Annotated in this window: 21 protein-coding genes, 21 tRNA genes and 1 rRNA gene; 36 read left to right on the top strand and 7 right to left on the bottom strand. The window is 39.3% G+C overall.

What is annotated here, in order from left to right:
• Positions 1–124 precede the first annotated feature (124 nt).
• The 22 genes from rrf to ABES02_RS02705 all read left to right on the top strand — a co-directional run bounded on the left by rrf (position 125) and on the right by ABES02_RS02705 (position 2,242).
• Positions 125–241, top strand: a 5S ribosomal RNA gene (rrf, locus tag ABES02_RS02810).
• Between the two features lie 8 nt (positions 242–249).
• A tRNA-Val gene (locus tag ABES02_RS02805) sits at positions 250–325 on the top strand.
• A gap of 38 nt (positions 326–363) precedes the next feature.
• Positions 364–439, top strand: a tRNA-Thr gene (locus ABES02_RS02800).
• 22 nt (positions 440–461) lie between these two features.
• Positions 462–537 (top strand) — tRNA-Lys (locus ABES02_RS02795).
• Between the two features lie 12 nt (positions 538–549).
• Positions 550–634 (top strand) — tRNA-Leu (locus ABES02_RS02790).
• 14 nt (positions 635–648) lie between these two features.
• A tRNA-Gly gene (locus ABES02_RS02785) sits at positions 649–723 on the top strand.
• 5 nt (positions 724–728) lie between these two features.
• Positions 729–817, top strand: a tRNA-Leu gene (locus tag ABES02_RS02780).
• A 14-nt stretch (positions 818–831) separates the two neighbouring features.
• Positions 832–908 (top strand) — tRNA-Arg (locus ABES02_RS02775).
• Between the two features lie 9 nt (positions 909–917).
• Positions 918–994: transfer RNA gene (locus ABES02_RS02770), tRNA-Pro, on the top strand.
• Positions 995–1,012: 18 nt separating this feature from the next.
• Positions 1,013–1,088, top strand: a tRNA-Ala gene (locus ABES02_RS02765).
• A gap of 22 nt (positions 1,089–1,110) precedes the next feature.
• Positions 1,111–1,187: transfer RNA gene (locus tag ABES02_RS02760), tRNA-Met, on the top strand.
• A gap of 27 nt (positions 1,188–1,214) precedes the next feature.
• Positions 1,215–1,291: transfer RNA gene (locus ABES02_RS02755), tRNA-Ile, on the top strand.
• A 17-nt stretch (positions 1,292–1,308) separates the two neighbouring features.
• Positions 1,309–1,401 (top strand) — tRNA-Ser (locus ABES02_RS02750).
• Between the two features lie 36 nt (positions 1,402–1,437).
• Positions 1,438–1,511, top strand: a tRNA-Met gene (locus ABES02_RS02745).
• Between the two features lie 3 nt (positions 1,512–1,514).
• Positions 1,515–1,591 (top strand) — tRNA-Asp (locus ABES02_RS02740).
• A 13-nt stretch (positions 1,592–1,604) separates the two neighbouring features.
• A tRNA-Phe gene (locus tag ABES02_RS02735) sits at positions 1,605–1,680 on the top strand.
• 31 nt (positions 1,681–1,711) lie between these two features.
• Positions 1,712–1,787: transfer RNA gene (locus tag ABES02_RS02730), tRNA-His, on the top strand.
• A gap of 8 nt (positions 1,788–1,795) precedes the next feature.
• A tRNA-Gly gene (locus tag ABES02_RS02725) sits at positions 1,796–1,869 on the top strand.
• 8 nt (positions 1,870–1,877) lie between these two features.
• A tRNA-Ile gene (locus ABES02_RS02720) sits at positions 1,878–1,954 on the top strand.
• 35 nt (positions 1,955–1,989) lie between these two features.
• Positions 1,990–2,064 (top strand) — tRNA-Asn (locus ABES02_RS02715).
• A 3-nt stretch (positions 2,065–2,067) separates the two neighbouring features.
• Positions 2,068–2,158, top strand: a tRNA-Ser gene (locus ABES02_RS02710).
• 12 nt (positions 2,159–2,170) lie between these two features.
• A tRNA-Glu gene (locus tag ABES02_RS02705) sits at positions 2,171–2,242 on the top strand.
• A 556-nt stretch (positions 2,243–2,798) separates the two neighbouring features.
• On the opposite strand, the gene ABES02_RS02700 is transcribed toward ABES02_RS02705, so the two are convergent.
• Complete coding sequence (locus tag ABES02_RS02700) at positions 2,799–3,500, bottom strand: nuclease-related domain-containing protein (protein WP_430130434.1); 702 nt, start codon at positions 3,498–3,500, stop codon at positions 2,799–2,801.
• Between the two features lie 470 nt (positions 3,501–3,970).
• On the opposite strand from ABES02_RS02700, the gene glgB reads away from it, so the two are divergent.
• From glgB to ABES02_RS02675, 5 genes are all read left to right on the top strand, one after another.
• Positions 3,971–5,920, top strand: coding sequence for a 1,4-alpha-glucan branching protein GlgB (glgB, locus tag ABES02_RS02695; protein ID WP_430130431.1), 1,950 nt, complete (start codon positions 3,971–3,973; stop codon positions 5,918–5,920).
• Positions 5,862–7,007, top strand: a complete 1,146-nt coding sequence (locus tag ABES02_RS02690; RefSeq protein WP_430130428.1) for a glucose-1-phosphate adenylyltransferase — start codon at positions 5,862–5,864, stop codon at positions 7,005–7,007. The genes glgB and ABES02_RS02690 overlap by 59 nt, the downstream gene beginning before the upstream one ends.
• A gap of 87 nt (positions 7,008–7,094) precedes the next feature.
• On the top strand, positions 7,095–8,126 hold the full coding sequence (locus ABES02_RS02685; protein WP_430130425.1) for a sugar phosphate nucleotidyltransferase: 1,032 nt from the start codon (positions 7,095–7,097) through the stop codon (positions 8,124–8,126).
• On the top strand, positions 8,123–9,574 hold the full coding sequence (glgA, locus tag ABES02_RS02680; RefSeq protein ID WP_430130422.1) for a glycogen synthase GlgA: 1,452 nt from the start codon (positions 8,123–8,125) through the stop codon (positions 9,572–9,574). Before ABES02_RS02685 ends, glgA begins: the two co-directional genes overlap by 4 nt.
• Complete coding sequence (locus ABES02_RS02675) at positions 9,564–11,957, top strand: glycogen/starch/alpha-glucan phosphorylase (RefSeq protein WP_430130419.1); 2,394 nt, start codon at positions 9,564–9,566, stop codon at positions 11,955–11,957. Before glgA ends, ABES02_RS02675 begins: the two co-directional genes overlap by 11 nt.
• Before the next feature lie 382 nt (positions 11,958–12,339).
• On the opposite strand, the gene ABES02_RS02670 is transcribed toward ABES02_RS02675, so the two are convergent.
• Positions 12,340–13,278 carry a 1,4-dihydroxy-2-naphthoate polyprenyltransferase gene (locus tag ABES02_RS02670; RefSeq protein WP_430130416.1) on the bottom strand — a complete coding sequence of 313 codons (939 nt, stop codon included), beginning with the start codon at positions 13,276–13,278 and terminating at the stop codon, positions 12,340–12,342.
• Between the two features lie 345 nt (positions 13,279–13,623).
• On the opposite strand from ABES02_RS02670, the gene ABES02_RS02665 reads away from it, so the two are divergent.
• From ABES02_RS02665 to menC, 6 genes are all read left to right on the top strand, one after another.
• Complete coding sequence (locus ABES02_RS02665) at positions 13,624–15,024, top strand: isochorismate synthase (protein WP_430130413.1); 1,401 nt, start codon at positions 13,624–13,626, stop codon at positions 15,022–15,024.
• 1 nt (position 15,025) lies between these two features.
• Positions 15,026–16,777, top strand: coding sequence for a 2-succinyl-5-enolpyruvyl-6-hydroxy-3-cyclohexene-1-carboxylic-acid synthase (gene menD, locus ABES02_RS02660; RefSeq protein WP_430130410.1), 1,752 nt, complete (start codon positions 15,026–15,028; stop codon positions 16,775–16,777).
• Positions 16,774–17,583, top strand: a complete 810-nt coding sequence (gene menH, locus ABES02_RS02655) for a 2-succinyl-6-hydroxy-2,4-cyclohexadiene-1-carboxylate synthase (protein ID WP_430130408.1) — start codon at positions 16,774–16,776, stop codon at positions 17,581–17,583. Before menD ends, menH begins: the two co-directional genes overlap by 4 nt.
• Positions 17,584–17,601: 18 nt before the next feature.
• Positions 17,602–18,420, top strand: a complete 819-nt coding sequence (gene menB, locus ABES02_RS02650; protein WP_430130405.1) for a 1,4-dihydroxy-2-naphthoyl-CoA synthase — start codon at positions 17,602–17,604, stop codon at positions 18,418–18,420.
• A gap of 65 nt (positions 18,421–18,485) precedes the next feature.
• Positions 18,486–19,970, top strand: coding sequence for an o-succinylbenzoate--CoA ligase (locus tag ABES02_RS02645; RefSeq protein WP_430130402.1), 1,485 nt, complete (start codon positions 18,486–18,488; stop codon positions 19,968–19,970).
• On the top strand, positions 19,970–21,082 hold the full coding sequence (gene menC / locus ABES02_RS02640) for an o-succinylbenzoate synthase (protein WP_430130399.1): 1,113 nt from the start codon (positions 19,970–19,972) through the stop codon (positions 21,080–21,082). The genes ABES02_RS02645 and menC overlap by 1 nt, the downstream gene beginning before the upstream one ends.
• A 44-nt stretch (positions 21,083–21,126) precedes the next feature.
• On the opposite strand, the gene ABES02_RS02635 is transcribed toward menC, so the two are convergent.
• Together ABES02_RS02635 and ABES02_RS02630 are read right to left on the bottom strand one after the other, a co-directional pair.
• A complete protein-coding gene (locus tag ABES02_RS02635; protein WP_430130396.1) occupies positions 21,127–21,285 on the bottom strand; it encodes a DUF1540 domain-containing protein in 159 nt (52 codons plus the stop codon).
• Positions 21,286–21,402: 117 nt separating this feature from the next.
• Entirely contained in the window at positions 21,403–22,335 is a 933-nt protein-coding gene (locus ABES02_RS02630; RefSeq protein WP_430130394.1) for a metal ABC transporter solute-binding protein, Zn/Mn family, read from the bottom strand.
• A 183-nt stretch (positions 22,336–22,518) separates the two neighbouring features.
• Between ABES02_RS02630 and ABES02_RS02625 the strand changes: the two genes are divergently transcribed.
• The gene (locus tag ABES02_RS02625) at positions 22,519–23,082 is read left to right on the top strand and encodes a beta-class carbonic anhydrase (RefSeq protein WP_430130391.1); all 564 of its coding nucleotides are present in this window, start codon (positions 22,519–22,521) and stop codon (positions 23,080–23,082) included.
• Here ABES02_RS02625 and yidD read toward each other — a convergent pair.
• Complete coding sequence (gene yidD, locus ABES02_RS02620; protein WP_430130388.1) at positions 23,079–23,306, bottom strand: membrane protein insertion efficiency factor YidD; 228 nt, start codon at positions 23,304–23,306, stop codon at positions 23,079–23,081. The two genes, ABES02_RS02625 and yidD, sit on opposite strands and share 4 nt — an antisense overlap.
• A 143-nt stretch (positions 23,307–23,449) precedes the next feature.
• On the opposite strand from yidD, the gene ABES02_RS02615 reads away from it, so the two are divergent.
• Positions 23,450–23,923, top strand: a complete 474-nt coding sequence (locus tag ABES02_RS02615) for an S-ribosylhomocysteine lyase (RefSeq protein WP_430130385.1) — start codon at positions 23,450–23,452, stop codon at positions 23,921–23,923.
• 36 nt (positions 23,924–23,959) lie between these two features.
• On the opposite strand, the gene ytzI is transcribed toward ABES02_RS02615, so the two are convergent.
• A complete protein-coding gene (gene ytzI, locus ABES02_RS02610; protein ID WP_430130382.1) occupies positions 23,960–24,130 on the bottom strand; it encodes a YtzI protein in 171 nt (56 codons plus the stop codon).
• A gap of 87 nt (positions 24,131–24,217) precedes the next feature.
• Complete coding sequence (locus ABES02_RS02605; RefSeq protein WP_430130379.1) at positions 24,218–24,475, bottom strand: DUF6154 family protein; 258 nt, start codon at positions 24,473–24,475, stop codon at positions 24,218–24,220.
• A gap of 222 nt (positions 24,476–24,697) precedes the next feature.
• Between ABES02_RS02605 and ABES02_RS02600 the strand changes: the two genes are divergently transcribed.
• Entirely contained in the window at positions 24,698–25,021 is a 324-nt protein-coding gene (locus ABES02_RS02600; protein ID WP_430130376.1) for a hydrolase, read from the top strand.
• The last annotated feature ends 58 nt before the right edge of the window (positions 25,022–25,079 follow it).

Raw genomic sequence — 25,079 nt, 5'->3', positions numbered from 1 at the left:
AAAAGCGAACTCGTTTTTACAAACTTCTTCTGCATTATCTAGTTTTGAGGGAATGAAATTTTTCTAAATTACCTCTTGAAAAATATTAAAAAGACATTATAATAAAATAGTGTCGTATAAATAGTCTGGTAATAATGGCGAGAAGGTCACACCCGTTCCCATACCGAACACGGAAGTTAAGCTTCTCAGCGCCGATGGTAGTTGGGGCATGCGCCCCTGTGAGAGTAGGACGTTGCCAGGCTGTTATTTGGAGGATTAGCTCAGCTGGGAGAGCATCTGCCTTACAAGCAGAGGGTCGGCGGTTCGATCCCGTCATCCTCCACCATAATTTTTTCGTGATAGCGAAAATAATTTTCATTATTTGCCGGTTTAGCTCAATTGGTAGAGCAACTGACTTGTAATCAGTAGGTTGGGGGTTCAAGTCCTCTAGCCGGCACCACTTTTTATAATCATCTTACGATGAGCCATTAGCTCAGTCGGTAGAGCATCTGACTTTTAATCAGAGGGTCGAAGGTTCGAGTCCTTCATGGCTCACCATTAATTGAATATGCGGGTGTGGCGGAATTGGCAGACGCACCAGACTTAGGATCTGGCGCCGCAAGGCGTGGGGGTTCGACTCCCTTCACCCGCACCATTTAATTTAAATATGCGGAAGTAGTTCAGTGGTAGAACACCACCTTGCCAAGGTGGGGGTCGCGGGTTCGAATCCCGTCTTCCGCTCCATGATTGCCGGGGTGGCGGAACTGGCAGACGCACAGGACTTAAAATCCTGCGGTAGGTGACTACCGTACCGGTTCGATTCCGGTCCTCGGCACCACTTGTTTTAATAAAGCGCCCGTAGCTCAATTGGATAGAGCGTCTGACTACGGATCAGAAGGTTATGGGTTCGACTCCTTTCGGGCGCGCCATTAATATTACGGGAAGTAGCTCAGCTTGGTAGAGCACTTGGTTTGGGACCAAGGGGTCGCAGGTTCGAATCCTGTCTTCCCGACCATGTACTTCACATCAATTCGGGGCCTTAGCTCAGCTGGGAGAGCGCCTGCTTTGCACGCAGGAGGTCAGCGGTTCGATCCCGCTAGGCTCCACCAATTTAATCTTAATTTAACTTATGGCGGTGTAGCTCAGCTGGCTAGAGCGTACGGTTCATACCCGTAAGGTCGGGGGTTCGATCCCCTCCGCCGCTACCAAATGTAATTTCATTAGAACTTTAACTTGGACCTTTAGCTCAGCTGGTTAGAGCAGACGGCTCATAACCGTCCGGTCGTAGGTTCGAGTCCTACAAGGTCCACCAGTAGCTTTATATAATATGGAGGAATACCCAAGTCCGGCTGAAGGGATCGGTCTTGAAAACCGACAGGCGGGTTAAACCGCGCGGGGGTTCGAATCCCTCTTCCTCCGCCATATTATCTTTTGAAGCAAATAATTAATTTTTACCGTCGCGGGGTGGAGCAGTCTGGTAGCTCGTCGGGCTCATAACCCGAAGGTCGCAGGTTCAAATCCTGCCTCCGCAATTTGGTCTGGTAGTTCAGTTGGTTAGAATGCCTGCCTGTCACGCAGGAGGTCGCGGGTTCGAGTCCCGTCCAGACCGCCATTTAAATGGAAATGGCTCAGTAGCTCAGTCGGTAGAGCAAAGGACTGAAAATCCTTGTGTCGGCGGTTCGATTCCGTCCTGAGCCACCATTTATTTTAATTTCAAATAACTTTTATTATGGCGATTGTGGCGAAGTGGTTAACGCATCGGATTGTGGTTCCGACATTCGAGGGTTCGATTCCCTTCAGTCGCCCCATGTAATATGCGGGTGTAGTTTAGTGGTAAAACCTCAGCCTTCCAAGCTGATGTTGTGAGTTCGATTCTCATCACCCGCTCCATTATTAATGGGCCTATAGCTCAGCTGGTTAGAGCGCACGCCTGATAAGCGTGAGGTCGATGGTTCGAGTCCATTTAGGCCCACCATAGTTTTTTGCAAAAGCAAAATAACTTACCAATATTCCGCAGTAGCTCAGTGGTAGAGCTATCGGCTGTTAACCGATCGGTCGTAGGTTCGAGTCCTACCTGCGGAGCCATATAGAGAAGTACCCAAGTGGCTCAAGGGGCTCCCCTGCTAAGGGAGTAGGTCGGGTAACCGGCGCGAGGGTTCGAATCCCTTCTTCTCTGCCATTTATTTTTTTTGGCCCCTTGGTCAAGCGGTTAAGACACCGCCCTTTCACGGCGGTAACACGGGTTCGAATCCCGTAGGGGTCATACAAAAAAACTGATGATATAAAGTCATCAGTTTTTTTGTGCTTAAAGACTTAAAATACTTCAATTAATTAATAATATTATGAGAGTAAATATAGAGTTCAATTATTTAGTGTTTATTTAAAGACAGGACCTGTTATGAAAAAATATTGAATCAGTAATTAAGGTAATTGAGTACACGGTGAAACCAAAAGAGAGACACCGAGTCCGCGATGAAGGCTATAGAGGACACGGTGAAATCAAAAGAGAGACACCGAGTCCACGATGAAGGCTATAGAGGACACGGTGAAACCAAAAGAGGTACTGAGTCCACAATAAAGGCTATTGAATCTTTGTCTCGGAAAAATATTTCATTCGTACCATGACCATCGACCCAATCTTTTTACATCATAGTTTCTTAAAAGAACCCTGCTGATCCTCTTTTTAGTTCCCACGCTGCCACACCAATAATAAACAATATTGGTAGTGATTTTTATTTCTGGAAACAATAGTTTTATTTCCTCTACAGAACGTAAAATGGCACTCTCAATCCTTTCTTCATACCCGCAATCACCACAAACTATAATCCTTTTATCTGATGAAATAGATAGGTTAAACGTTCTGCAGTCCCACAGGTAAAACCTTTATGAAAATTTTTGTATTCATATTCTGGCTGAATTGAAAATGGAGATTTTGTCTGATGCAAAAAAACTAGTTTTTCAGCAAGCAGCTTATGCTGATGATTAAGACTTGACTGTCTTATATTTAATTTTTTCATGTAAAGATTTAATTGTGATGGAAAGATAAATGGCAGGTTTGGGGAAGCATGATACAAGGTAAACTCGGGGTTAATAAATACAGCATTTGCTTCAATGGGTAAATTGCATCCAAGGTCTTTGAGTAATGGCCGAAGAAAGGATTTGCCGCGATTCACCTGATCTACGGGATTTTGATATTCTTTTCCTTTAATTTTTTTAAAAATACCATTTTCAAGGGTAAAGTCGCCATTAAAATTTTTTACTTCAAAAAAGTTTACTGTTTGTTGAAAGATAATCGTTGTATCAATTTGAACATTCGAATTATTCAGCTTTAACAGCAAATCGTTTAAAATAAAACACTCACTCTGAAGCTTTTCTGTCAACAAATCAAACTTTACTTCCCCTTCATATCCTTTCTCAAGATTCAAGTAGTGCTTTTTCACTTCTGCAGATAAATCCATCCGTGTGTTTAAAATTCGCAGCAGTTTTAATTCATTTGATTCTGTCCTAGTTTTAAACGGCATATCAAACTTCCTCTCCTTATGAAAACTCTATATAAATCATAATTAATAAACCATGGAATATAAAGAAAAGTATGAATTATTTGTTAACGTTTAAAAAGTTATATCGAAATAATATCATGCAATCCAATAAAAGATTGTTATTTTAAAATAATAACCCAACAACTTAAAATATAACAGAAAACGTTGATAACGCTTACAATAATAATGTTGTACTAGCACAAGAGATTATCAAACGACCTAAAATTAAATAATAATTCTTCACCTATTTCATAAAAAAACTTTATATTTTTTTGTCGATTTCAGAAAGATAAAAGATTGTTTTATGTCTAATACTGTCGAAGTGTGTCGATGAGTGGCGGCAAATAGCGGTTATTGTCAGAAAAGATAAAAAAGTTTTTCGAGGAATATTATTCATTTGCACTTATAATTGGACTTTGAAATACATATTTTCAATGGGAATGAGGAGAGCCATGACAGTGAATACATTGTTTCCGACTGAGTATCAGCTACACCTTTTTCACGAGGGAAATTTCTTCCAAAGTCATCAGCTTTTTGGCGCTCATATCTTTAAGAATTCCGATAAAGTATATACACGATTTTGCGTATGGGCCCCTAATGCCTTTCAGGTGAGGCTCACTGGGGATTTTAATAACTGGAATGGTGAAGGGTATGAATTGCAAAAAGTAAATGATGAAGGGGTTTGGATTATCATCATTAATCAAAACCTCGAAGGTAGCGTATATAAATATGAAATAGTAACACAATTTGGAGAAAGGCTACTAAAAGCCGATCCATACGCCTTTTATTCTGAATTAAGGCCCAAAACCGCATCCATAGTTTATCCTTTAGACAACTATAATTGGCAGGATAACCAATGGATGAACAGGAGAACGGCCCGAAACTTTTTATCAGAGCCTGCCGTCATTTATGAGGTTCATTTAGGGTCTTGGAGGAAAAAACAAAATGGTGATTTCCTTACATATGAAGAACTAGCTTCAGAGCTTATACCCTATGTAATTGAACATGGATTTACCCACATAGAAATATTACCCCTTGTTGAACATCCTCTCGATGCCTCGTGGGGCTACCAAGGAACAGGGTACTTCTCGGTTACATCCAGGTATGGTACACCAGATGAATTCCGCTATTTAGTAGACCAATGTCATCAGCATGGAATAGGTGTCATCCTTGACTGGGTTCCTGGCCATTATTGCAAGGATGCCCATGGATTATATCGATTTGATGGTACACATATTTATTCCTATCACTATGAAGGCGATAGAGAAAATGCTATATGGGGAACAGCCAACTTTGACCTTGGTAAAGGTGAGGTGCAAAGCTTCCTCATTTCCAACGCACATTTTTGGATAGATAATTTCCACATCGATGGTTTTCGAATGGATGCGGTTGCCAATATCATTTATTGGCCGAATGGAACTAATGAGAAACGTGAAAATCCATTTGGAATCAATTTCTTACAGAAATTAAATAAGGAAGTCCATGAATATCATCCTCACTTTTTAATGATTGGAGAGGACTCCACCGATTTCCCTAATGTAACAACCCCAGTTAGCTATGGGGGTCTAGGCTTCGACTATAAATGGAATATGGGCTGGATGAATGACATGCTTGAATATATGGAAACTCCTCCATATTCACGGGCACATGTGCACTCCAAGGTAACTTTTTCACTTTTATATGCTTATTCAGAAAACTTTATGCTCCCGTTTTCACATGACGAAGTCGTTCATGGTAAAAAGTCGCTTTTAGATAAGATGCCGGGAGAATATTGGGAAAAATTTGCCCAGTTAAGGCTATTGCTTGGCTTTATGTTTGCACACCCAGGTAAGAAATTATTATTTATGGGCTTTGAACTTGGACAATTTGCAGAATGGAAAGATAAAGAACAACAAGATTGGAACTTACTGGAATATGACATGCATCGTAATTTAAATTCATATGTAAAAGTATTGACTAAGGTTTATAAGCGCTCGAAACCGCTCTATGAACTAGATCACCAACACGATGGATTTGAATGGATTGATGTCAATAACAGTAATCAATCGATTTTTTCCTTTATTCGTAAAGGAAAAAAAGAAGAAGATACATTAGTCATCATTTGTAACTTTACAGGTGTAGGCTACCCTGACTATAAAATAGGGGTTAATCAACCTGGTGAGTACCGGGAAATTTTAAATAGTGATCAAGAAGAATACGGAGGGAAAGGTTTAATCAATAAAAAGACCATCAAGGCTATAGAGGAACCATTCCATGGTAAACCATACTCCGTTAACTTAACAATAGCACCATTTGGTTTTCATATCTTAAGACCGGTTAAAAAACGAAAGGAGAGAAAGGGAAATGGCAAAGAAGAAGTGCGTAGCAATGTTGTTGGCAGGGGGAAAAGGAAGCAGACTTAATTCGCTGACAAAGGATTTAGCGAAGCCTGCTGTACCGTTTGGAGGAAAGTACCGAATTATCGATTTTACGTTGAGCAATTGTGCCAATTCTGGCATTGATACCGTTGGAGTTTTAACACAATATCAGCCGCTTCTTTTAAATTCGTATATTGGAATTGGTAGTGCCTGGGACTTGGACCGGAAGGATGGCGGGGTAACCGTTTTACCTCCGTATGCGGAATCTTCCGAAGTCAAATGGTATACGGGCACAGCAAGTGCTATTTATCAGAACTTGAACTATCTCAAGCAATATCAGCCTGATTACGTTTTAATCCTGTCAGGGGACCATATTTACAAAATGAACTATGAAAGCATGCTTGAATATCATATTGAAAAAAGGGCAGATGTCACCATTTCCTTAATTGAAGTTCCATGGGTCGAGGCGAGCCGTTTTGGGATTATGAATACGAACGAGGATTTGAGAATAGTAGAATTTGAGGAAAAACCAAGCGACCCAAAAAATAATCTTGCTTCCATGGGCATTTATATTTTTAGTTGGAATACACTCAAAGAATATTTAGAAATGGATGCACGGAATCCTGATTCCAGTCATGATTTTGGTAAGGATGTCATTCCACTTCTTTTAGAAGAAAATAAAAAGCTATATGCATATCCGTTTAAAGGCTATTGGAAGGACGTCGGTACGGTTCAAAGCCTTTGGGAGGCAAACATGGATTTATTAAAAGAAGAATGTGATTTAGACTTGTTTGATTACGACTGGAGAATCTATTCGGTTAATCCAAATCAACCGCCGCAATATATTTCTCCGGATGCGGTTGTCAAAGAGTCACTTATTAATGAAGGATGTACGATTGAAGGGGAAATCGACAAATCTGTTCTTTTTCAGGGTGTAACGGTTGGAAAAGGTTCCTCTATTAAAGAATCGGTCATCATGCCAGATGCCATCATTGGCAATAACTGCCTAATTGAAAAAGCAATTGTGCCGTGCGATGTGCAAGTACCAGACGGAACGGTTATCCGCTCCTTCGATGACGAAATTATTCTTGTAACCCAAGAAATGCTTAGCGGGTTGTATCCTGCTTATTAATAAACGGCTGGATTATTCAGTCAGTATAACCACTAGAGTGTCAGCATTATCTGCAATTTTTAATAGATTACAGGAGGGACTAAAGTCGTGAAAAGAAAGCTATTAGGCGTCATTGATGCCACCACATACCATGATGATTTGGAAGATTTATTAACACACCGTTCCCTGGCAGCACTTCCGTTTGCTGGACGCTACCGCATCATTGATTTTGTACTTTCGAATATGGTCAACTCAGGCATTCGAAGCGTTGCTATTTTTCCAAAAATGCAGTACCGCTCATTAATGGATCACTTAGGGTCAGGAAAAAATTGGGACTTAAACCGAAAGCGTGATGGTTTATTCTTTTTCCCATCACCGATTGTCGATAACGATGGAAATAAAATTGGATCGTTTGAGCATTTTGCGGCTAATCTTGACTTTTTCAAGCGAAGCACTCAAGAGTATGCGATTATCTCCAATTGTTATACGGTTTTTAATATGAACTTTAGACCAATCCTCGATTGGCATCTACAGTCTTCCTGCGATATTACTGAAATCCATCATAAAGATGGCGGCTCAATGGAAATGTATTTAATTAAAACATCGTTATTAATAGAATTGATTGAAACGAGAAACGAAACAGGGTACACATGTATGAAGGATGTCGTCCAAGATTTTGATCATCAATACACGGTTTGCCATTATGAATATAACGGTTATGCCGTTATGATTGATTCAATTGAAAACTATTTCTCTACCAGCATGAATTTATTAAAGACAGACGTATGGAAGCAATTATTTTTAAAGGAAAATCCGATTTTAACGAAAGTTAAAGATGAACCTCCAACCAAATATGTAAAAGGTTCACTAGTGAAAAATGCGATGATTGCGAATGGATGCGTAATCAATGGAACGGTTGAAAACAGTATTATCTCTCGAGGAGTAAAAATCGGGAAAGGTACCGTCATTAAAAACTGTATTATTATGCAAAAATGTCAAATTGAAGATAATTGTTACTTAGATTCTGTTATCTTAGATAAAGATGTAAAAGTAGAAGCAGGAGCACAGATAACTGGAACTGCCAGGGTGCCATTTGTTATTCGTAAAGGAATGAAGCAAGGAGCGTTGATGAACTCGTGAAAGTCTTATTTGCCGTGTCAGAATGCGGACCATTTGCTAAATCGGGAGGGCTTGCTGATGTTGCAGGCTCACTCCCAAAAGAATTAAAAAGCCTGGGAACGGACGTAAGGGTAATTCTGCCGAAATACGGAACCATTTCTGAGGACTATAAAATTAAAATGAAAAAGGTAAAGGAATTTATTGTACCAGTAGGCTGGAGAAATCAATATTGCGGTATTGAAGAACTCACCCATCAGGGGATTACCTTTTATTTTATCGATAATGAATACTATTTTAAAAGAGAAGGTCTATATGGGTATTATGACGACGGTGAACGATTTGCCTATTTCAATCGCGCTGTCCTGCAAGCCATAGAGGAACTTAATTTTTTCCCAGACGTGCTTCATTGTCATGATTGGCATACCGCGATGATTCCCTATCTTTTAAGAACGGAATATAACAAGAAAATAGGATATGAACGCATCCGAACGGTATTTACGATTCATAACCTTCAGTTCCAAGGAGTCTTTCCAAAGGAAATTTTAGGTGATTTGCTTGGAATGGACTATCAATCCTTCCATTCAGGACATTTAGAGTTTTTCGGTAATGTCAACTTTATGAAGGGGGGACTCGTTGCAGCCGATAAGATAACAACAGTGAGCCCAACCTATAAGAGCGAAATTCAAACGGCAACATATGGTGAAAAACTTGAAGGCCTTTTAAATACACGAAATGAGGATCTTCTGGGAATCTTAAATGGGATTGATGATGACTTCTATAATCCCACAAATGACCCATTGATTTATCAGACTTATTCAGTAAACGATGCTGAAAAAAAGGTGATCAATAAAAGAGAGATTCAGAAACTATTTGGCTTAACACAAAGCGCTAACACTCCATTAATGGTGATGATTTCTCGTCTGACAAAACAAAAGGGGCTAGACCTCATCAAGTGTGTCCTTAGAGAAATTCTTCAAGAGGACATTCAAGTTATTATCCTTGGAACCGGGGACTATGATAACGAGGAACATTTAAGGCAGGCTGCCCGCGTCAATCCTGAAAAATTAAAGGTGAACACTGGCTTTGATGAAGGGCTCGCACATAAACTATATGCTGCAGCAGACCTTTTCCTTATGCCATCTTTATTTGAACCATGCGGATTAGGACAACTAATTGCAATGAAATATGGTGCCATTCCGATTGTTCGGGAGACGGGCGGGTTAAACGATACGGTCTGTTCGTGGAATGAATCTACAGAGGAAGGAAATGGTTTTTCCTTCCGGAATTTCAATGCCCACGATATGCTCTATACGATTAGAAGAGCTTTAAGCTTCTACCATAATCCAAAAACATGGGAAAGTATTGTCAAGCAGGCAATGGAAATGGATTATAGTTGGGCCCAATCAGCATTTAGTTATAACCAGCTCTATGCAGAGCTTATGACTAGGAGTGAAACCCATGTTTTCTAATACGGTCGAGTTTAAGGAATCCTTTTTATTAAGACTTGAAATGATATCCGGAAAAAGTTTCTCGGAAAGTACGGCGAGAGACCAATACCAAACACTCGGAAATATGATCCGTGAGTTTGTCAGCAATGATTGGATAACAACAAACGAACGATACCATGCTGCTGAGGGAAAACAGGTTTATTACCTATCTATTGAGTATTTATTAGGAAAATTGCTCAGGCAGAATTTAATTAACATGGGTGTCGAGGACATCGTGCAGGAAGGTCTTCAGGAATTAGGGATAGATTTAAGTGAATTGGAAGAAATTGAGGCGGATGCAGGCTTAGGGAACGGCGGCTTAGGTAGATTAGCCGCCTGTTTTTTAGACTCACTTGCAACACTTGATCTTCCAGGGCATGGACATGGTATTCGTTATAAGCATGGACTATTTGAACAAAAGATTGTCGACGGTTATCAAGTCGAGCTACCGGAGCAATGGCTCAGGGGCGGCAATGTCTGGGAGATCCGTAAACCCGATTTGGCAGTTAAGATTCCTTTTTGGGGCAAGGTCGAATCAAGGATGGAAAATGACCGCCTCGTCTTTCAACATTTGAATTCCGAGACGGTAACGGCAGTTCCTCATGATATGCCTGTAATCGGGTATAAGTCTAAAACGGTTAACACCTTAAGACTTTGGAACGCCGAGCCTGCGCAATTTCCGTTTCACGAGGATATTTTAAAATACAAACGGGAAACAGAAATGATTTCCGAATTTTTATATCCAGACGATACTCATGATGATGGAAAAATATTAAGACTGAAGCAGCAATATTTTTTAGTATCGGCAAGTATTCAGTCCATCTTAAAAGTTTACCGAAAACAGCATGGGCGCTTGGACCGGCTCCATGAAGATGTTTGTATTCATATTAACGATACCCACCCAGTACTGGCGATTCCAGAGTTAATGAGAATATTAATTGATGAAGAACGCTTTGACTGGGTCAAAGCATGGCATATTACGAAGAATACAATTTCTTATACAAATCATACGACGTTATCAGAAGCCCTCGAAAAGTGGCCAATCCATATTTTTCGTCCGCTTTTGCCAAGGATATATATGATTGTTGAAGAAATTAATGAGCGATTTTGCCAGGCGCTTTGGGACCAGACCCCAGGTGATTGGGAAAGAATTAGAAATTTGGCGATATTGGCCGATGATTACGTAAAAATGGCCCATTTGGCGATTGTCGGAAGCTTTAGTGTGAATGGTGTGGCAAAGCTCCATACGGAAATATTAAAGAAGCGGGAAATGAATCAATTTTATCAATTGTTTCCTGAAAAGTTTAATAACAAAACGAATGGTATTGCCCATCGCCGCTGGCTGTTAAAAGCAAATCCGAAATTGTCGGCATTGATTAGTGAGTCGATCGGTTCCGCATGGACATATTCAGCCGAAGAGCTTTCTAAATTGCTTAAATATCAGAATGACCATTCTTTTTTAGAACAACTCCAAAAAATAAAAAATGAAAATAAGCAGAGGCTGGCGGATATTATTTTTGAAAAAACAGGAGTTACTGTTGATTCAAATGCGGTTTTTGATGTTCAGGTTAAACGCTTGCACGCGTATAAACGTCAGTTGCTTAATGTCTTGCACATCATGTATCTATATAACCGAATGAAAGAGGATTCAAGCTTTACGATTGCTCCAAGAGTATTTATATTCGGTGCAAAGGCATCACCTGGTTATTACTACGCAAAAAAAATTATTAAATTAATTAATTCCGTCGCGGATATGGTCAACCATGATCCCAAAATTGGTGATAAAATGAAAGTCATTTTCCTTGAGAATTACCGTGTTTCTCTTGCTGAAAAAATCTTTCCGGCAACGGACGTGAGTGAACAAATTTCGACTGCAAGTAAAGAAGCATCGGGAACGGGAAATATGAAATTTATGATCAACGGTGCGCTAACGGTCGGGACGTTGGATGGGGCTAATATTGAAATACAAGAATTAGTTGGTCAGAACAATATATTTACGTTTGGTCTTACGGCTGATGAGGTCCTTCATTATTATCACCATGGAGGTTACCAATCAGTAGAATATTATCATCATGACTATCGAATTCGCCAGGCGGTTGATCAGCTCGTAAACGGGTTTTTCCCAGATGTCCATAATGAGTTTGAGCCTATCTTTGATTCTTTGCTTGAGGAAAATGACCAATATTTCGTCTTAAAAGATTTTGCCTCCTATGCAGAAATTCAACGCAAAATAGGAGAGGCCTATCAAGACCAGTTACACTGGCAAAAAATGAGTTTAAATAATATCGCTCGTGCTGGATTTTTTTCAAGTGATCGAACAATTAAAGAATATGCAAATGGGATCTGGGGAATTAAATCTTTATAAAAATAGGCTTCTGCTAAGCAGAAGCCTCAGATTGTCGAGAAAGGGTATTTTTCTCGGCAATTTTTTATGTTTTCAGAATGTAAGACCAAATTTATAGATTGTTCCTGCAATTGGGCCTGTTGATTTCCGCTCCGGGCACTCGCTTTCCGCCGGGAGGTTCTGAAACCTCCTCGGCGCTTGGCGCCTGTGGGGTCTCCAGTGACCTCTCTATCCCGCAGGAGTGGAGTGACCTCCGCTACCAATCAACAGACATGTACCAAAGCCTAAACTAATAATATTATAACAAATTAACGTGGTGAATAATTAAAGTAAATGAGTAAAATAAAAGGCTATCGAGAGTTTTCGATAGCCTGAGGCTTCTGCGCTTGCAGAAGCCTTTTAATTATGAAAAAAAGTGTCCGACAAAAATTCCAATTGCAAGTAAAAAGCCAAAAATCGTATTGGTTTGAGCTGTAGCTTTCATAGCAGGTGCCATTTGAATTGGCAGCGAACCTGCGATAAAGCCTTTTATGGCCTTGATTGCTTTTGGGATACTTAAAATTACGATGAATGTCCAAATTGGTGCAACATCGCTGATGATTAGTCCGACAACCCAAACATAAGAAAAGATAAACATTCCAGCTAGCCAATAGATTGCTTTATTTTTACCTAACAGGATGGCTAAGGTTTTACGGCCATTTTCTTTATCGCCTTCCAAATCACGAATGTTATTTGAAAAATTAATAGCACCTACGAGAACCATAATCGGAATGGATATTAGGATGCTAGTTGAATTAACCGATCCTGTTTGAATAAAGAATGAAATTAAAATAATCAGCATGCCCATGAAAAAACCTGAAAATAATTCGCCAAAAGGTGTGTAAGCAATTGGCAGCGGTCCACCGCTATATAGATAACCAACTGACATACATATGAGGCCAACTAATGCCAGCATCCAGCTGGTATTCATACAAATGTAAACTCCTAATAATAAAGAAATCCCATATAAGCTTAGGGCGAGCTGTAAAACCGTTTTTGGCTTTATTCCATCCCGTACAATGGTACCGCCTATCCCTACAGAATGTTCATTATCAAGGCCGCGTTTAAAATCGAAGTACTCGTTAAACATATTGGTTGCTGCTTGAATTAATAAACTTGCAATCAGCATGGCAAAAAATAAGCCGAAATGAATTTTACCAGACTTGAGTGCAAGAGCGGTACCAAGCAAAACAGGAACAAATGCCGCAGTTAACGTATGGGGGCGTGTCAATTGCCACCACACTTGAAAGCCGCGATTAGATTCAACTACAGGTTTTGAACCTTGCTGTAAATTTGGCTGCATACTGTTCTCTCCCTCTTTATATTATATTTTCTATCTTTAGTTACAGATTTTTAGTCTAAAGTTTCTTGCCCACACATAAGTGTATGGAATCAGATGAATAGTGTCAATTAAATTTTCCTTTCAATTCTAGAAGATAATACCTGCTTGGTTATAATTTAATGTAAGTGGGAAAATAACGAAAAAGCCGAATGCAACCTAATGTTGAATTTTTATTATATAATAAGGAATGAAAAAGGATAGGTAGTGACAAGAATTATTGACTTATTTACAATGGGAGTAGTATCTTTATAAAGGCTTAAAAAGGAATGGATAACAGCCAAATTTGGCTGTTTTGGAGGGATTTGTTTGGTAACCATTCAAGAAACGGAAATAAAGGAAAGGGGCCTTTTGGCTGTTGAGCGTGCGAAAAAACTAGGCCGCCCCATTTTATTGAGTGAAGTTCATGAAATGGACATGATTGACCCTTTATCATTTTTTAATATAGGGAAGGATCGCTATCTGGGTGAACGTTTTTTCTGGAAGGATCCCAAAGATGAGTTAGTGCTTATTGGGCTTGGGATTTCAAAACAAATTCAGTCGGATCAGGCTACTGACCGCTTTTTTCATGTTGAAAATGAGTGGGAAATTTTTTTAAGAGAAAGTTTAGTATTTAATCCATATACAGAAATAGGAACAGGACCCCTGATGTTCGGTGGATTTTCATTTGACCCATATAAGGAAAAAACAGATCTCTGGTCTAAATACGCCAATTCATTGTTCCATTTACCAAAGTATTTGTTAAGTATTATAAAGGGCCAAGCCTATTTAACCACAAATATTATTTGTACCCCTCATGACGATGTTTCTTTACTTAATAAAGTGGTGGACGAGAGGAATAATCTTCTCGAATCTCTTGTGAAGAGCTTTAGCTCAAATACAACGATACTTTTAGAAACTGAGGAGATTTCACCTAAGCATTGGAAAGAGACGGTTGAACAAATCGTGGAGGAGTTGAACGAAGGTCCATTAAAAAAGGTGGTTTTAGCTCGTGAACTAAGACTCACTTTTAACCGTGTTGTAGAGGCTGAGAAGGTACTCCTTAATTTATACGAACAACAGCATGAAAGCTTTATTTTTGCTTTTGAATCCAATGGCGATTGTTTTATTGGAGCTTCACCGGAGAGACTGGTAAAAAAACATGGAACCGAAATTTTTTCTACCTGTCTTGCAGGTTCGATTTCTCGTGGAGAAACAGAGGAGGAAGACAGAATCTTAGGGGAAGAATTATTAAATGATCAGAAGAATCTAATTGAACATCACTATGTTGTTGAAATGATAAAGGAAGCCTTAGAAGAATCTTGTGAAAAAGTAATCTTGCCTGATAAGCCGCAACTAATGAAAATTAGAGATATTCAGCATCTATATACTCCTGTGATTGGAAAAAGCCATCAAGACACTTCCTTATTGTTATTAGTTGAAAGACTGCATCCAACACCTGCTCTTGGGGGACTTCCTAAAAGGGAAGCAGTTGAAAAAATAAGAGAGGTTGAGGAACTCGACCGCGGTTTTTATGCGGCGCCTTTAGGCTGGGTTGACTACCGGAGGAATGGTGAGTTCGCCGTTTCGATTCGCTCGGGATTAATCCAAGGAAATGAAGCTTCTTTATTTGCCGGATGCGGGGTTGTAGCAGATTCGGATGCAGAGAGTGAATATATGGAGACGAGCTTGAAGTTTAGACCAATGCTCAGGGCTCTTGGAGGAAAATAATATGAGTCATCAAGAATCATTAACAGCCTATATTGCTGCCTTTGTAGCAGAGCTAGTTTTTTCTGGAATCTCCGATGTCGTCGTCAGTCCAGGTTCAAGGTCAACTCCCATGGCCATGGTGATGGCGGAACATCCGGAATTAAAGGTACATATCCACGTGGATGAACGTTCAGCTGCTTTTTTTGCACTAGGAATAGCCAAGGCCACTAACAGGCCCGTAGCCATTCTTTGCACGTCAGGGACTGCTGCTGCGAATTATTTTCCTGCTATTGTCGAGGCGCGTTATTCCCGAGTTCCGTTGATTGTATTGACAGCGGACCGGCCGCATGAGCTAAGGGAAGTAGGGGCCCCGCAGGCAATCGATCAAATACATTTATATGGACATCATGTAAAATGGTTTGCGGAAATGGCGCTTCCTGAGAAATCCACTGAAATGATCCGCTATGCAAGGACTTTCTGTGCAAGGGCGGTAGCGATTGCTAGTGCTGCACCAGCTGGGCCTGTCCATTTGAATTTTCCATTTCGGGAGCCGCTTATTCCGAAATTGGATGAAGGACTTTTCCAAGCAAGTGAACGTCCAGAAGGTTATGTAAAGGTTCGTAACGGGGATTTATCCATCAACGATGGACTATTAAAAGAAATTGCTAAACAGCTTATGGGAAAAGAAAAAGGTATCATTGTTTGTGGAAACAACGCAGATCAGGAGTTCGCAACAGCTGTTACCAAGCTATCTGGATTATTAAAGTTTCCAATTCTTGCGGATCCATTGTCACAACTTCGGAGTGGTAAACACAGTCTTGAACATATTATAGATGCTTACGATACTTTTTTAAGGAACGAAGATGCAAAGTCTTTCTTAAAACCGGATGTTGTTATTCGCTTTGGTGCCATGCCTGTATCAAAAGCCTTAACCATTTTCTTAAAAGAAAACCATGATATTGACCAATTTGTCATTGATGGCGGAGGCGGTTGGCGTGACCCAGCTACGTTATCAACAGAAATGATTTTCTGTAATGAAACTTTATTTTGTGAAAAGCTTTATACATATTTAAAAACTAAATCCACTTCCAGGTATATAGAAAAATGGAAGAAGATTAACGATTTAACAAAAGAAAATATGGCTCACATACGAGATATTGCTGAATTAAATGAGGGCGGATTATTTTATCAATTAGCAGATTTCCTTCCAGAAGGTGCCACACTCTTTGTAGGGAATAGTATGCCAATTCGCGATATCGATAGTTTTTTCCTAAACAATGATAAAGGAATTAAAGTTATTGCGAACAGAGGGGCAAACGGGATTGACGGAACTGTTTCGACAGCTCTCGGTGCTGCCCTATACTCACAGCCATTATATCTTGTTCTCGGAGATTTGACGTTTTTCCATGATTTAAACGGCTTGATTGCTGCAAAACTCTATAATATTGATATAAATATTATTCTTGTCAACAACAATGGCGGCGGAATTTTCTCCTTCCTTCCTCAAGCTGAACATCCGAAACATTTTGAACTCCTTTTTGGAACAGCTTTAAATCTTGAATTTGAGCATGCGGTCAGAATGTTTAATGGAGTATTCACAAAGGTCAAGGATTGGGATCAATTCCATTTAGAAATGAAGAAGACAAAGGAATTAAAAGGCGTGAACGTTTTCGAAATTGTTACCAATAGGGATCGAAATCGAGATGAACACCGCGAATTATGGCGGATGGTTTCCCAGGAAATATCAAATTTTGTCGTTGGTGAACAAAAATGAAGCTGGTAATCGACAGTCTCCGATATCATGTTGAGGTCTGCGGCAGAGGTTTTCCGCTTGTTTTGCTGCATGGCTTTACTGGGGACACGTCTACGTGGACGTCTTATTGTGATCGTTGGGGAGAACATTCCGAGTTAATTATCCCAGATATTATTGGACACGGTAAAACGGATGCTCCTGAATTCAGTGATCGTTACCATATAGAAAAAGAGGCGGAAGATCTAAAAAAAATCCTTGAAAAACTGGGGATGGAGCAAGTGGATATTCTCGGCTATTCTATGGGGGGAAGGCTGGCGTTGACATTTTCAATCCTTTTCCCAGGTCATGTAAGAAAATTAATTTTAGAAAGCGCTTCTCCCGGATTAGAATCGGAAGCCGAACGTGAACAACGCCGTATGAAAGATGCTAAACTTGCGAATTTTATTAAAGAAGATGGGATTAGTGCATTTGTTGATTACTGGGAGGGAATTTCTTTATTTTCGACAATGAAGCGTCTCCCACAAGCAGTCCAAGAATCCATTAGGAATCAACGCTTAAATAATTCTTCTAGCGGTCTCGCAAATAGTTTGCTTGGTATGGGGACAGGCTCGCAGCCTTCCTGGTGGCAGAACTTAAAGGAGCTTTCATGCGATGTATTACTGTTGACTGGCAGTGAAGATAAAAAGTTTTGTGGTATTGCAAAAAGGATGTTAAAGGAAGTTAATAATGGGTCATGGATGGTTATTGAAAATTGCGGCCATGCAATTCATGTGGAAGAACCAGAAAAGTTTGGTACAATAGTAAGTGACTTTTTGGTCAATACATAAACGAAGGAGGATATCATTTTGACAGTAGAATGGGTTCCAGGACGTAAATATGAAGAAATTTTATATGAAACTTATAACGGAATTGCGAAAATCACGATTAATCGTCCGCATGTACATAATGCCTTTACACCAAGAACGGTTATGGAATTGATTGATGCTTTTGCCTATGCTCGTGATGATTCAAGTGTAGGTGTTATTGTATTAACTGGTGCTGGAGATAAAGCATTTTGTTCCGGGGGAGACCAAAGTGTCCGTGGACATGGCGGCTATGTTGGTGAGGACCAGATCCCTCGTTTAAATGTTCTTGATTTACAGCGCTTAATCCGAGTGATACCAAAACCAGTTGTGGCTATGGTAAAAGGATATGCGATTGGCGGCGGGCATGTTTTGCATGTTGTCTGCGATTTAACAATTGCGGCTGATAATGCTGTTTTTGGACAAACAGGTCCAAAGGTCGGCAGCTTTGATGCTGGATATGGATCAGGCTATCTTGCAAGAATCATTGGTCATAAGAAGGCACGTGAAATCTGGTTTTTATGCCGTCAGTACAATGCCCAGGAAGCACTTGACATGGGCTTAGTCAACACTGTGGTTCCTTTAGAGCAGGTAGAAGAAGAAACTATTAAATGGTGTGAAGAAATGCTTGAAAAAAGTCCAACAGCTCTCCGTTTCATAAAAGCTGCTATGAATGCTGATACTGATGGATTAGCAGGACTTCAACAATTTGCTGGCGATGCGACATTACTTTACTATACAACGGACGAAGCGAAGGAAGGCCGCGATGCCTTTAAGGAAAAGCGTAAGCCTGATTTCGGCCAATTCCCGCGTTTTCCTTGATTACTTGGTTTTATTAGCAGCTTGATGGTTCCCATCAGGCTGTTTTTTATAAAGGTGGTAACGGAATGAAAGAGATAATGCCTAACTTTTTAAAGAAAAGAGCTTCACTGACTCCTGACCGAACTGCTATTTACTATCAAGAACAATCGTTAACTTTTAAGGAACTGTATGAACGCTCGCTTATTGCGGCGGGACATCTTCAAGGTTTTGGGGTGCGTAAAGACCAATTTGTTGGTGTTTTGCTAAAAAATCATCTTGATACAGTGGTAATATTATTTGCCCTCCAGCTATTGGGGGTTAAAGCCGTCATTTTGAACAATCGCTTGACATCCTTAGAATTGGCATGGCAATTAAACGATTCAAAGGCTTCTTTTCTAATCTATGAAGATTGTTTTACAGACAAAATGAATGACCATATTGCTTTTCTTGAATCAATAACAAAAGAGTTCTTACTTAGCAGAAAACCAGTGGTGCCTGACATTATGGATGAAATCAATCTAGAACATATATGTACAATAATGTATACATCAGGAACAACCGGTCACCCAAAAGGGGTGATACAATCTTACGGAAACCATTGGTGGAGTGCAGTCGGATCCGCTCTAAATCTAGGGTTAAATGAACATGATTGTTGGCTTTGTGCTGTACCTCTTTTTCATATAAGCGGCTATTCCATCTTGATGCGCAGTGTCATCTATGGAGTGCCGATTGTCCTTCATGAAAGCTTTGATGAAGAAAAAACGATTAGCGATATCAATGCTAAAAAGGTTTCGGTCATGTCAATCGTGGGCACGATGCTGAAAAGGGTTGTTGATACACTTGGGGAGACAAAGCTTCATGATGATTTTCGCGGTATGCTCCTTGGCGGAGGACCGGCACCATTGCCATTACTGCAGGCATGTGTAGAAAAAGAGATTCCTGTTTTCCAAACATATGGAATGACAGAAACCTCATCACAAATCGTGACTCTTTCACCAGAGTACAGCCTTACTAAGCTGGGATCTGCAGGTAAACCATTATTCCCATCACAAATTCAAATTGAAAATGAGGACGGAAGTATTGCTCCAGCAGGTATTCCAGGGGAAATCATCGTTAAAGGGCCAAATGTAACTGCAGGCTATTTAAATCGTCCAGATGCAACTAGGGAAAAAATCCGAGAAGGCTGGTTATACACGGGTGATATTGGCTACTTAGATGAAGAGGGCTTTTTATATGTCCTTGACCGGCGTTCAGACTTAATTATTTCAGGAGGAGAGAACATTTATCCTGCAGAAATTGAGGCTATTTTATTATCCCATCCTGATGTTCAAGATGCAGGTGTTACAGGCATGGAAGATGAACAATGGGGACAAGTGCCAGTTGCTTTTATTGTTATAAAAAAGGGAAGCACTCTTTCTTTGGAAGAACTTCAGCAATTTTGTGGTGAACGACTTGCAAAATATAAAGTACCCAAAGAATTTTATTTTATCGAAAAACTGCCAAGAAATGCTGCAAAAAAATTGCTTAGAAGAAATCTTCGTGAATGGCTGCTAGAGGGAAGGTTTGATTGATGAAGATATCGAGAGTAGAGGTTTTTGTTATTCAAATGCCTTTAAAGTCTCCTTTTCTCACCCATCTAGGTGCTGTCCATGATCGTGAAGGCATCATTGTAAAAGTAACGGATCGAGAAGGGGTTTGTGGATTTGGTGAAGGTGTGGCATTTTCTTCACCATGGTACACAGAAGAAACAGTGGCAACAAGCTTGCATATGTTAACCGACTTTTTGATTCCATTGCTGCAAAAACACCCTGTTCTTCAGCATCCAGAGGATGCCTTCAAGCTTTTTAAAAAATCGATTAGAAGAAACAATATGGCGAAGGCTTCTTTAGAGATGGCATTATGGGATTTATATGCCAAGACCCAAGCACAGCCATTGGCAAAAATATTAGGCGGAACGCGGCACATGATTCCATCGGGTGTGGTTGTTGCTACAGATTCAACCACTAACGCGCTGCAGCAAATTGAACAATACCTTATTGATGGTTATCAAAGAATAAAGGTAAAAATAAATCCTAACCAGGATTATTCTTTCTTGTCAGAAATTAGGCGTCATTACCCGGACCTGCCAATAATGGCGGATGCCAATTCCGCCTATACGTTAAAGGACATTGACCGCTTAAAAGCTCTCGATGAAATGAATTTGCTGATGATCGAACAGCCCCTCGCCTACGATGATTTGATTGAACATGCTATATTGCAAAAAGAAATGAAAACGTCTATTTGTTTAGATGAAAGTATCGTAAGTTTTGATGATGCCAGAAAGGCCATCGAATTTGGATGTTGTCGTGTCATAAATATTAAGGCAGGCCGTGTAGGAGGTTTGTCTGAAGCAAAACGGATCCATGATTATTGCCATGAAAGAGGAATTCCAGTGTGGTGCGGCGGAATGATTGAATTTGGTATTTCACGTGCCTATAATATCGCTCTTGCTTCACTGCCTGGTTTCACAATCCCTGGAGATATTTCTGCTTCAAATCGGTTTTGGGATGAAGATATTATTAGTCCTGAAGTGACAGTAGAAAATGGAGAGATTACTGTTCCTAGTGGTTTGGGAATCGGGTATAACCTAAATAAAAAGAGACTGCAGGAAACACTGTTATCGCGAAGAACTTTTACTTTTTAGCAATCAAAAATGAACCAGGCTAACTGCCTAGTTCATTTTTGATATTATAGATCACCAGGCTCAAACGTGTTGCAATCCGTCTCTTTATTATTGTTAGCCGTTTTCCCTTTATGACTGACAACATAAATGCTCTCAGCACTACATTTATTTCCCTTCGCCCAATACGTACAGTTATTTACTTCACATAAAACATCCTGTGCCATTCGTATCACTCCTTAAAGTTCGGTAATACATGAATAGCATGTGAAGAATGTGATAAGTGCATCCTTGTAAGTGGCAGGGAATAAAGGGATTTTTGGCTATTAATGAAAATTCCCGGTTTAATTATTTAATGCTGTTTTTAATGTTTCAAGGTTTTTATTCATTAAGGAAAAATAAGTTTCCTTGTTTTGAATATTTTCTTTCGTTAAAATCGCTAAGTTATGAATCGGTAGAGCCCTTGCACCAATTTCCTCTTGAACAATTTTACCTAATTTCGATTGGACATTTTGTTCAAAGAGCATATAGTGTAACCCTTCATGATCCGCCATTGAGATAATTTTTTCAAGTTCTTTTTGTGTTGGTTCATTGGTGGTCGATAAGCCAGAAATGCTGATTTGTTCAATTCCATAGCGTTTTTCCCAGTACCCGAACGCTGCATGGGTAACAATAATTTGTTTATGCTTAGCTGTTGAAATTGTTTTCTCAAACTGTGTATTAAGCTGGTCTAATTGTGTGACAAGTGTCTGATAATTTTTGTCAAAAAGTTCCTTGTGCTTTGGCATCTTTTTTACTAAATTATCGCGAATGACCGCAGCCATTTCCTTAGAATAAATAGGATCCAGCCATACGTGCGGATTCACATCACCATGCTGATGACCATCTTCATCTTCATGATCCCCGGTATCTTTTGGGAGCTTGAGGTGATCTGCGGTTGCTACTAATGAGACATTTTCATGTTTTAATGTGCCTTTTGCTTTTTCCACAAAACCTTCAAGTCCTAAACCAATATAGAAAAATAAGTCTGAATCGGCGAGGTTCATCATATCTTTTTGCGATGGTTCAAATGTATGTTCATCTGCTCCAGGAGGATAGATGGTTTTTACATCAACATATTTACCGCCAATTTGTTCAGTAAAATATTGAAGTGGGAATACTGTTGTATATATCGTTAACTGGTCCTTACTTTTTTGAGCCGTTTTGTCATTTGAACAGGCAGTTAGGAACAGGCTTAATGGTAAAAGAAAAGAAAGGAAGAGGATAAAGTTTTTCATAAAAACTCCTTTAATAATTTTGCTAAATCGGTTTAATTACGATTTATTTTCGAAAAATTTTTATAATACGGAACGATTCCGATTTCCATATGTATCTTACAAAAAAATTTGACCAAATGCAAGTATAAAATTTGTTTCTGATAAGGCATATTATGTATGCTTAAATAGAAAGGCGGGATAAAAATGACAATATTAAACGAAATGCTTGAACACAATCAGAAATTCGTAGAGAACCATGAATATGAGAAATATGAAACAACGAAATATCCTAATAAAAAAATGGTTATTCTCACATGTATGGACACAAGGTTATTGGAATTATTGCCCAAAGCTTTAAACTTAGGAAATGGTGATGCCAAAATCATAAAAGATGCCGGCGCCATTCTTTCACATCCTTTTGGCAGTGTTATGAGAAGTATTCTAATTGCGGTGTACCAATTGAAAGCACAGGAAGTTTTAGTTGTAGCCCATCATGACTGCGGTATGAGTGGTTTAACACCGGAACCGGTAATTGAAAGCATGAAAGAACGGGGAATATCGGAAGAAACAATTGATACCCTTACATATTCGGGAATCGATATTAAACAATGGCTTCATGGGTTTGATAATGTTACTGAAAGTGTTGAGAATAGTGTTGGGATCATAAAAAATCACCCATTAATGCCAAAAGGGGTCCCTGTTCATGGCCTTGTTATCGATCCTAAGACAGGAAAGCTAGACCTCATTGTAAATGGATATCAGAATTAGTCTGTCTTTTTTTCCGGCACAGGGTCTAGTCCTCCGGGATGAAATGGATGACATTTTAGAATCCTTTTTATCGCAAGATAGCCACCTTTTATCGCACCAAAGCGTTGAACAGCTTCAAGGCCGTAATGTGAGCATGTAGGATAAAAGCGGCAAGTTGGTGGCTTAAGTGGCGAGATAGCGATTTGATAAAAACGAATGAGTCCAATGAATGCCTTTTTTAACATTTGGGTTTCTCCTTAAATCATGGTTACATATAAAATACCATATTTAAAAAATATCGTCTAAATCTGTGAAATATAACTAAGTGGATGAAAAAACTCGGAATTTAGTGTATGATTGTTTGTAGATAAAAAAAGGAGTGATACTGATGCCTTCAGTAGAAAGCTTTGATTTAGATCATAATGCCGTTAAGGCCCCTTATGTTAGACACTGTGGTGTTCATAAGGTAGGTAGTGATGGTATAGTTAATAAATACGATATCCGTTTTTGCCAGCCAAATAAACAGGCGATGAAGCCTGATGCTATTCATACACTAGAACATTTGCTTGCCTTTAATATTCGCAAGCATTCGGAGAAGTACGACCATTTTGATATCATTGATATTTCCCCAATGGGCTGTCAAACCGGGTATTATCTTGTTGTCAGCGGTGAACCAACGGTGGAAGAAATCATCGACCTTCTAGAAGATACAATGAAGGATGCCGTAGAAATCACGGATATTCCGGCAGCAAATGAAAGACAATGCGGCCAGGCAAAACTTCATGATCTTGAAGGAGCAAAACGTTTAATGAACTTCTGGCTTGAACAGAGTAAAGAAGATTTAAAAAAGGTTTTTGGTTAATAGTAAAAATCCTATTCGATTTACGAATAGGATTTTTTATGTATGCTTTTGGTCACCAGAACCTTCTTCTTGGTTTCCGTTTGCATTTGGATTATTTTCTAACGGGTCCACTGTATGCTTATAGGAATAGGCTTTAGAAGTGGTAATCACGGCTAAAAGAAGTACAACAATAACTATGATGATGCATACGACAAAAACTGTATTCAAGAATATCCCCCCTTAAGCTTTATTGTAACATGAAACAAAAAAGGAAGCCTCAAAAGATTGCTTCCTTTTCTCGCAGCGTATGTAAGATTAGTGTATATTTCGAGGATAGTAAGTATTGGTGCGATGCTGACCGTACTCTTCTTGAGCAAATTTCCCTTTAAGGCTTTCAATCAAATAAAGCCCCATTAAATCATACAATTCTTGTTTGCTCATTTCTTGGATTAAAGCAAGAAGGTCTTCATGTGACATTTCTTCTAAAAAGGCAAACGCGAGCATATCAATATCCTCTTCGTCACCTGTCAGCTTGTTCCGATACATCTCATATAGTTCATCGACTAATTTCATACTTGAACACCTCCTGCCTTAAATGTTATTTTTTCTTTTTACTACTAAATCCATTCTTATGAATAGAGGAAAAATTACTTCATTACAATTGACTGAAAAATCTGTTTTCTCTGATTGTATGAATATTATACCTTATTCATTTCTAAAAAATGAATCGAAATTTGTAAAAGAATAAATTTTATCTTTTTGTGGACTACTAAACAGTAAAAGGGGATGACATTAATGGATGAACATAAAAAAACCTATTATATAGACGTTGGGACAGGCGAGATTTCAAGGAGTGCCACCAGTTCGACATGGAGCTATACCATCCAGGCAAACGATGAAGAAATAACCCAATTACGTGAACTGTTTGACCAAAACTATTCGACAGAGTGGAAAAACTTTTTTAGGGCCCATACTCCATATGTTCAATATCATTATGACCGTGAAAACGATGCATATGATAATACGATTCAACAAGTATATGGAATGCTTCATAAACTTGGAGATGAAGAAGCGCGAAACCATATCGAAAGTATGAATATTTTACCGAAAAATGAATAAGACGTAAACAGAAAATCCTAGGCTTTAGGGTTTTCTTTTTTTGTTATAATAAAAGAAA

Origin of the sequence: Neobacillus pocheonensis (assembly GCF_050477905.1) — a bacterium.
GTDB classification, from domain to species: Bacteria; Bacillota; Bacilli; order Bacillales; family Cytobacillaceae; genus Neobacillus; species Neobacillus pocheonensis_A.
This window is presented reverse-complemented; position numbering and strand designations above follow the sequence as displayed.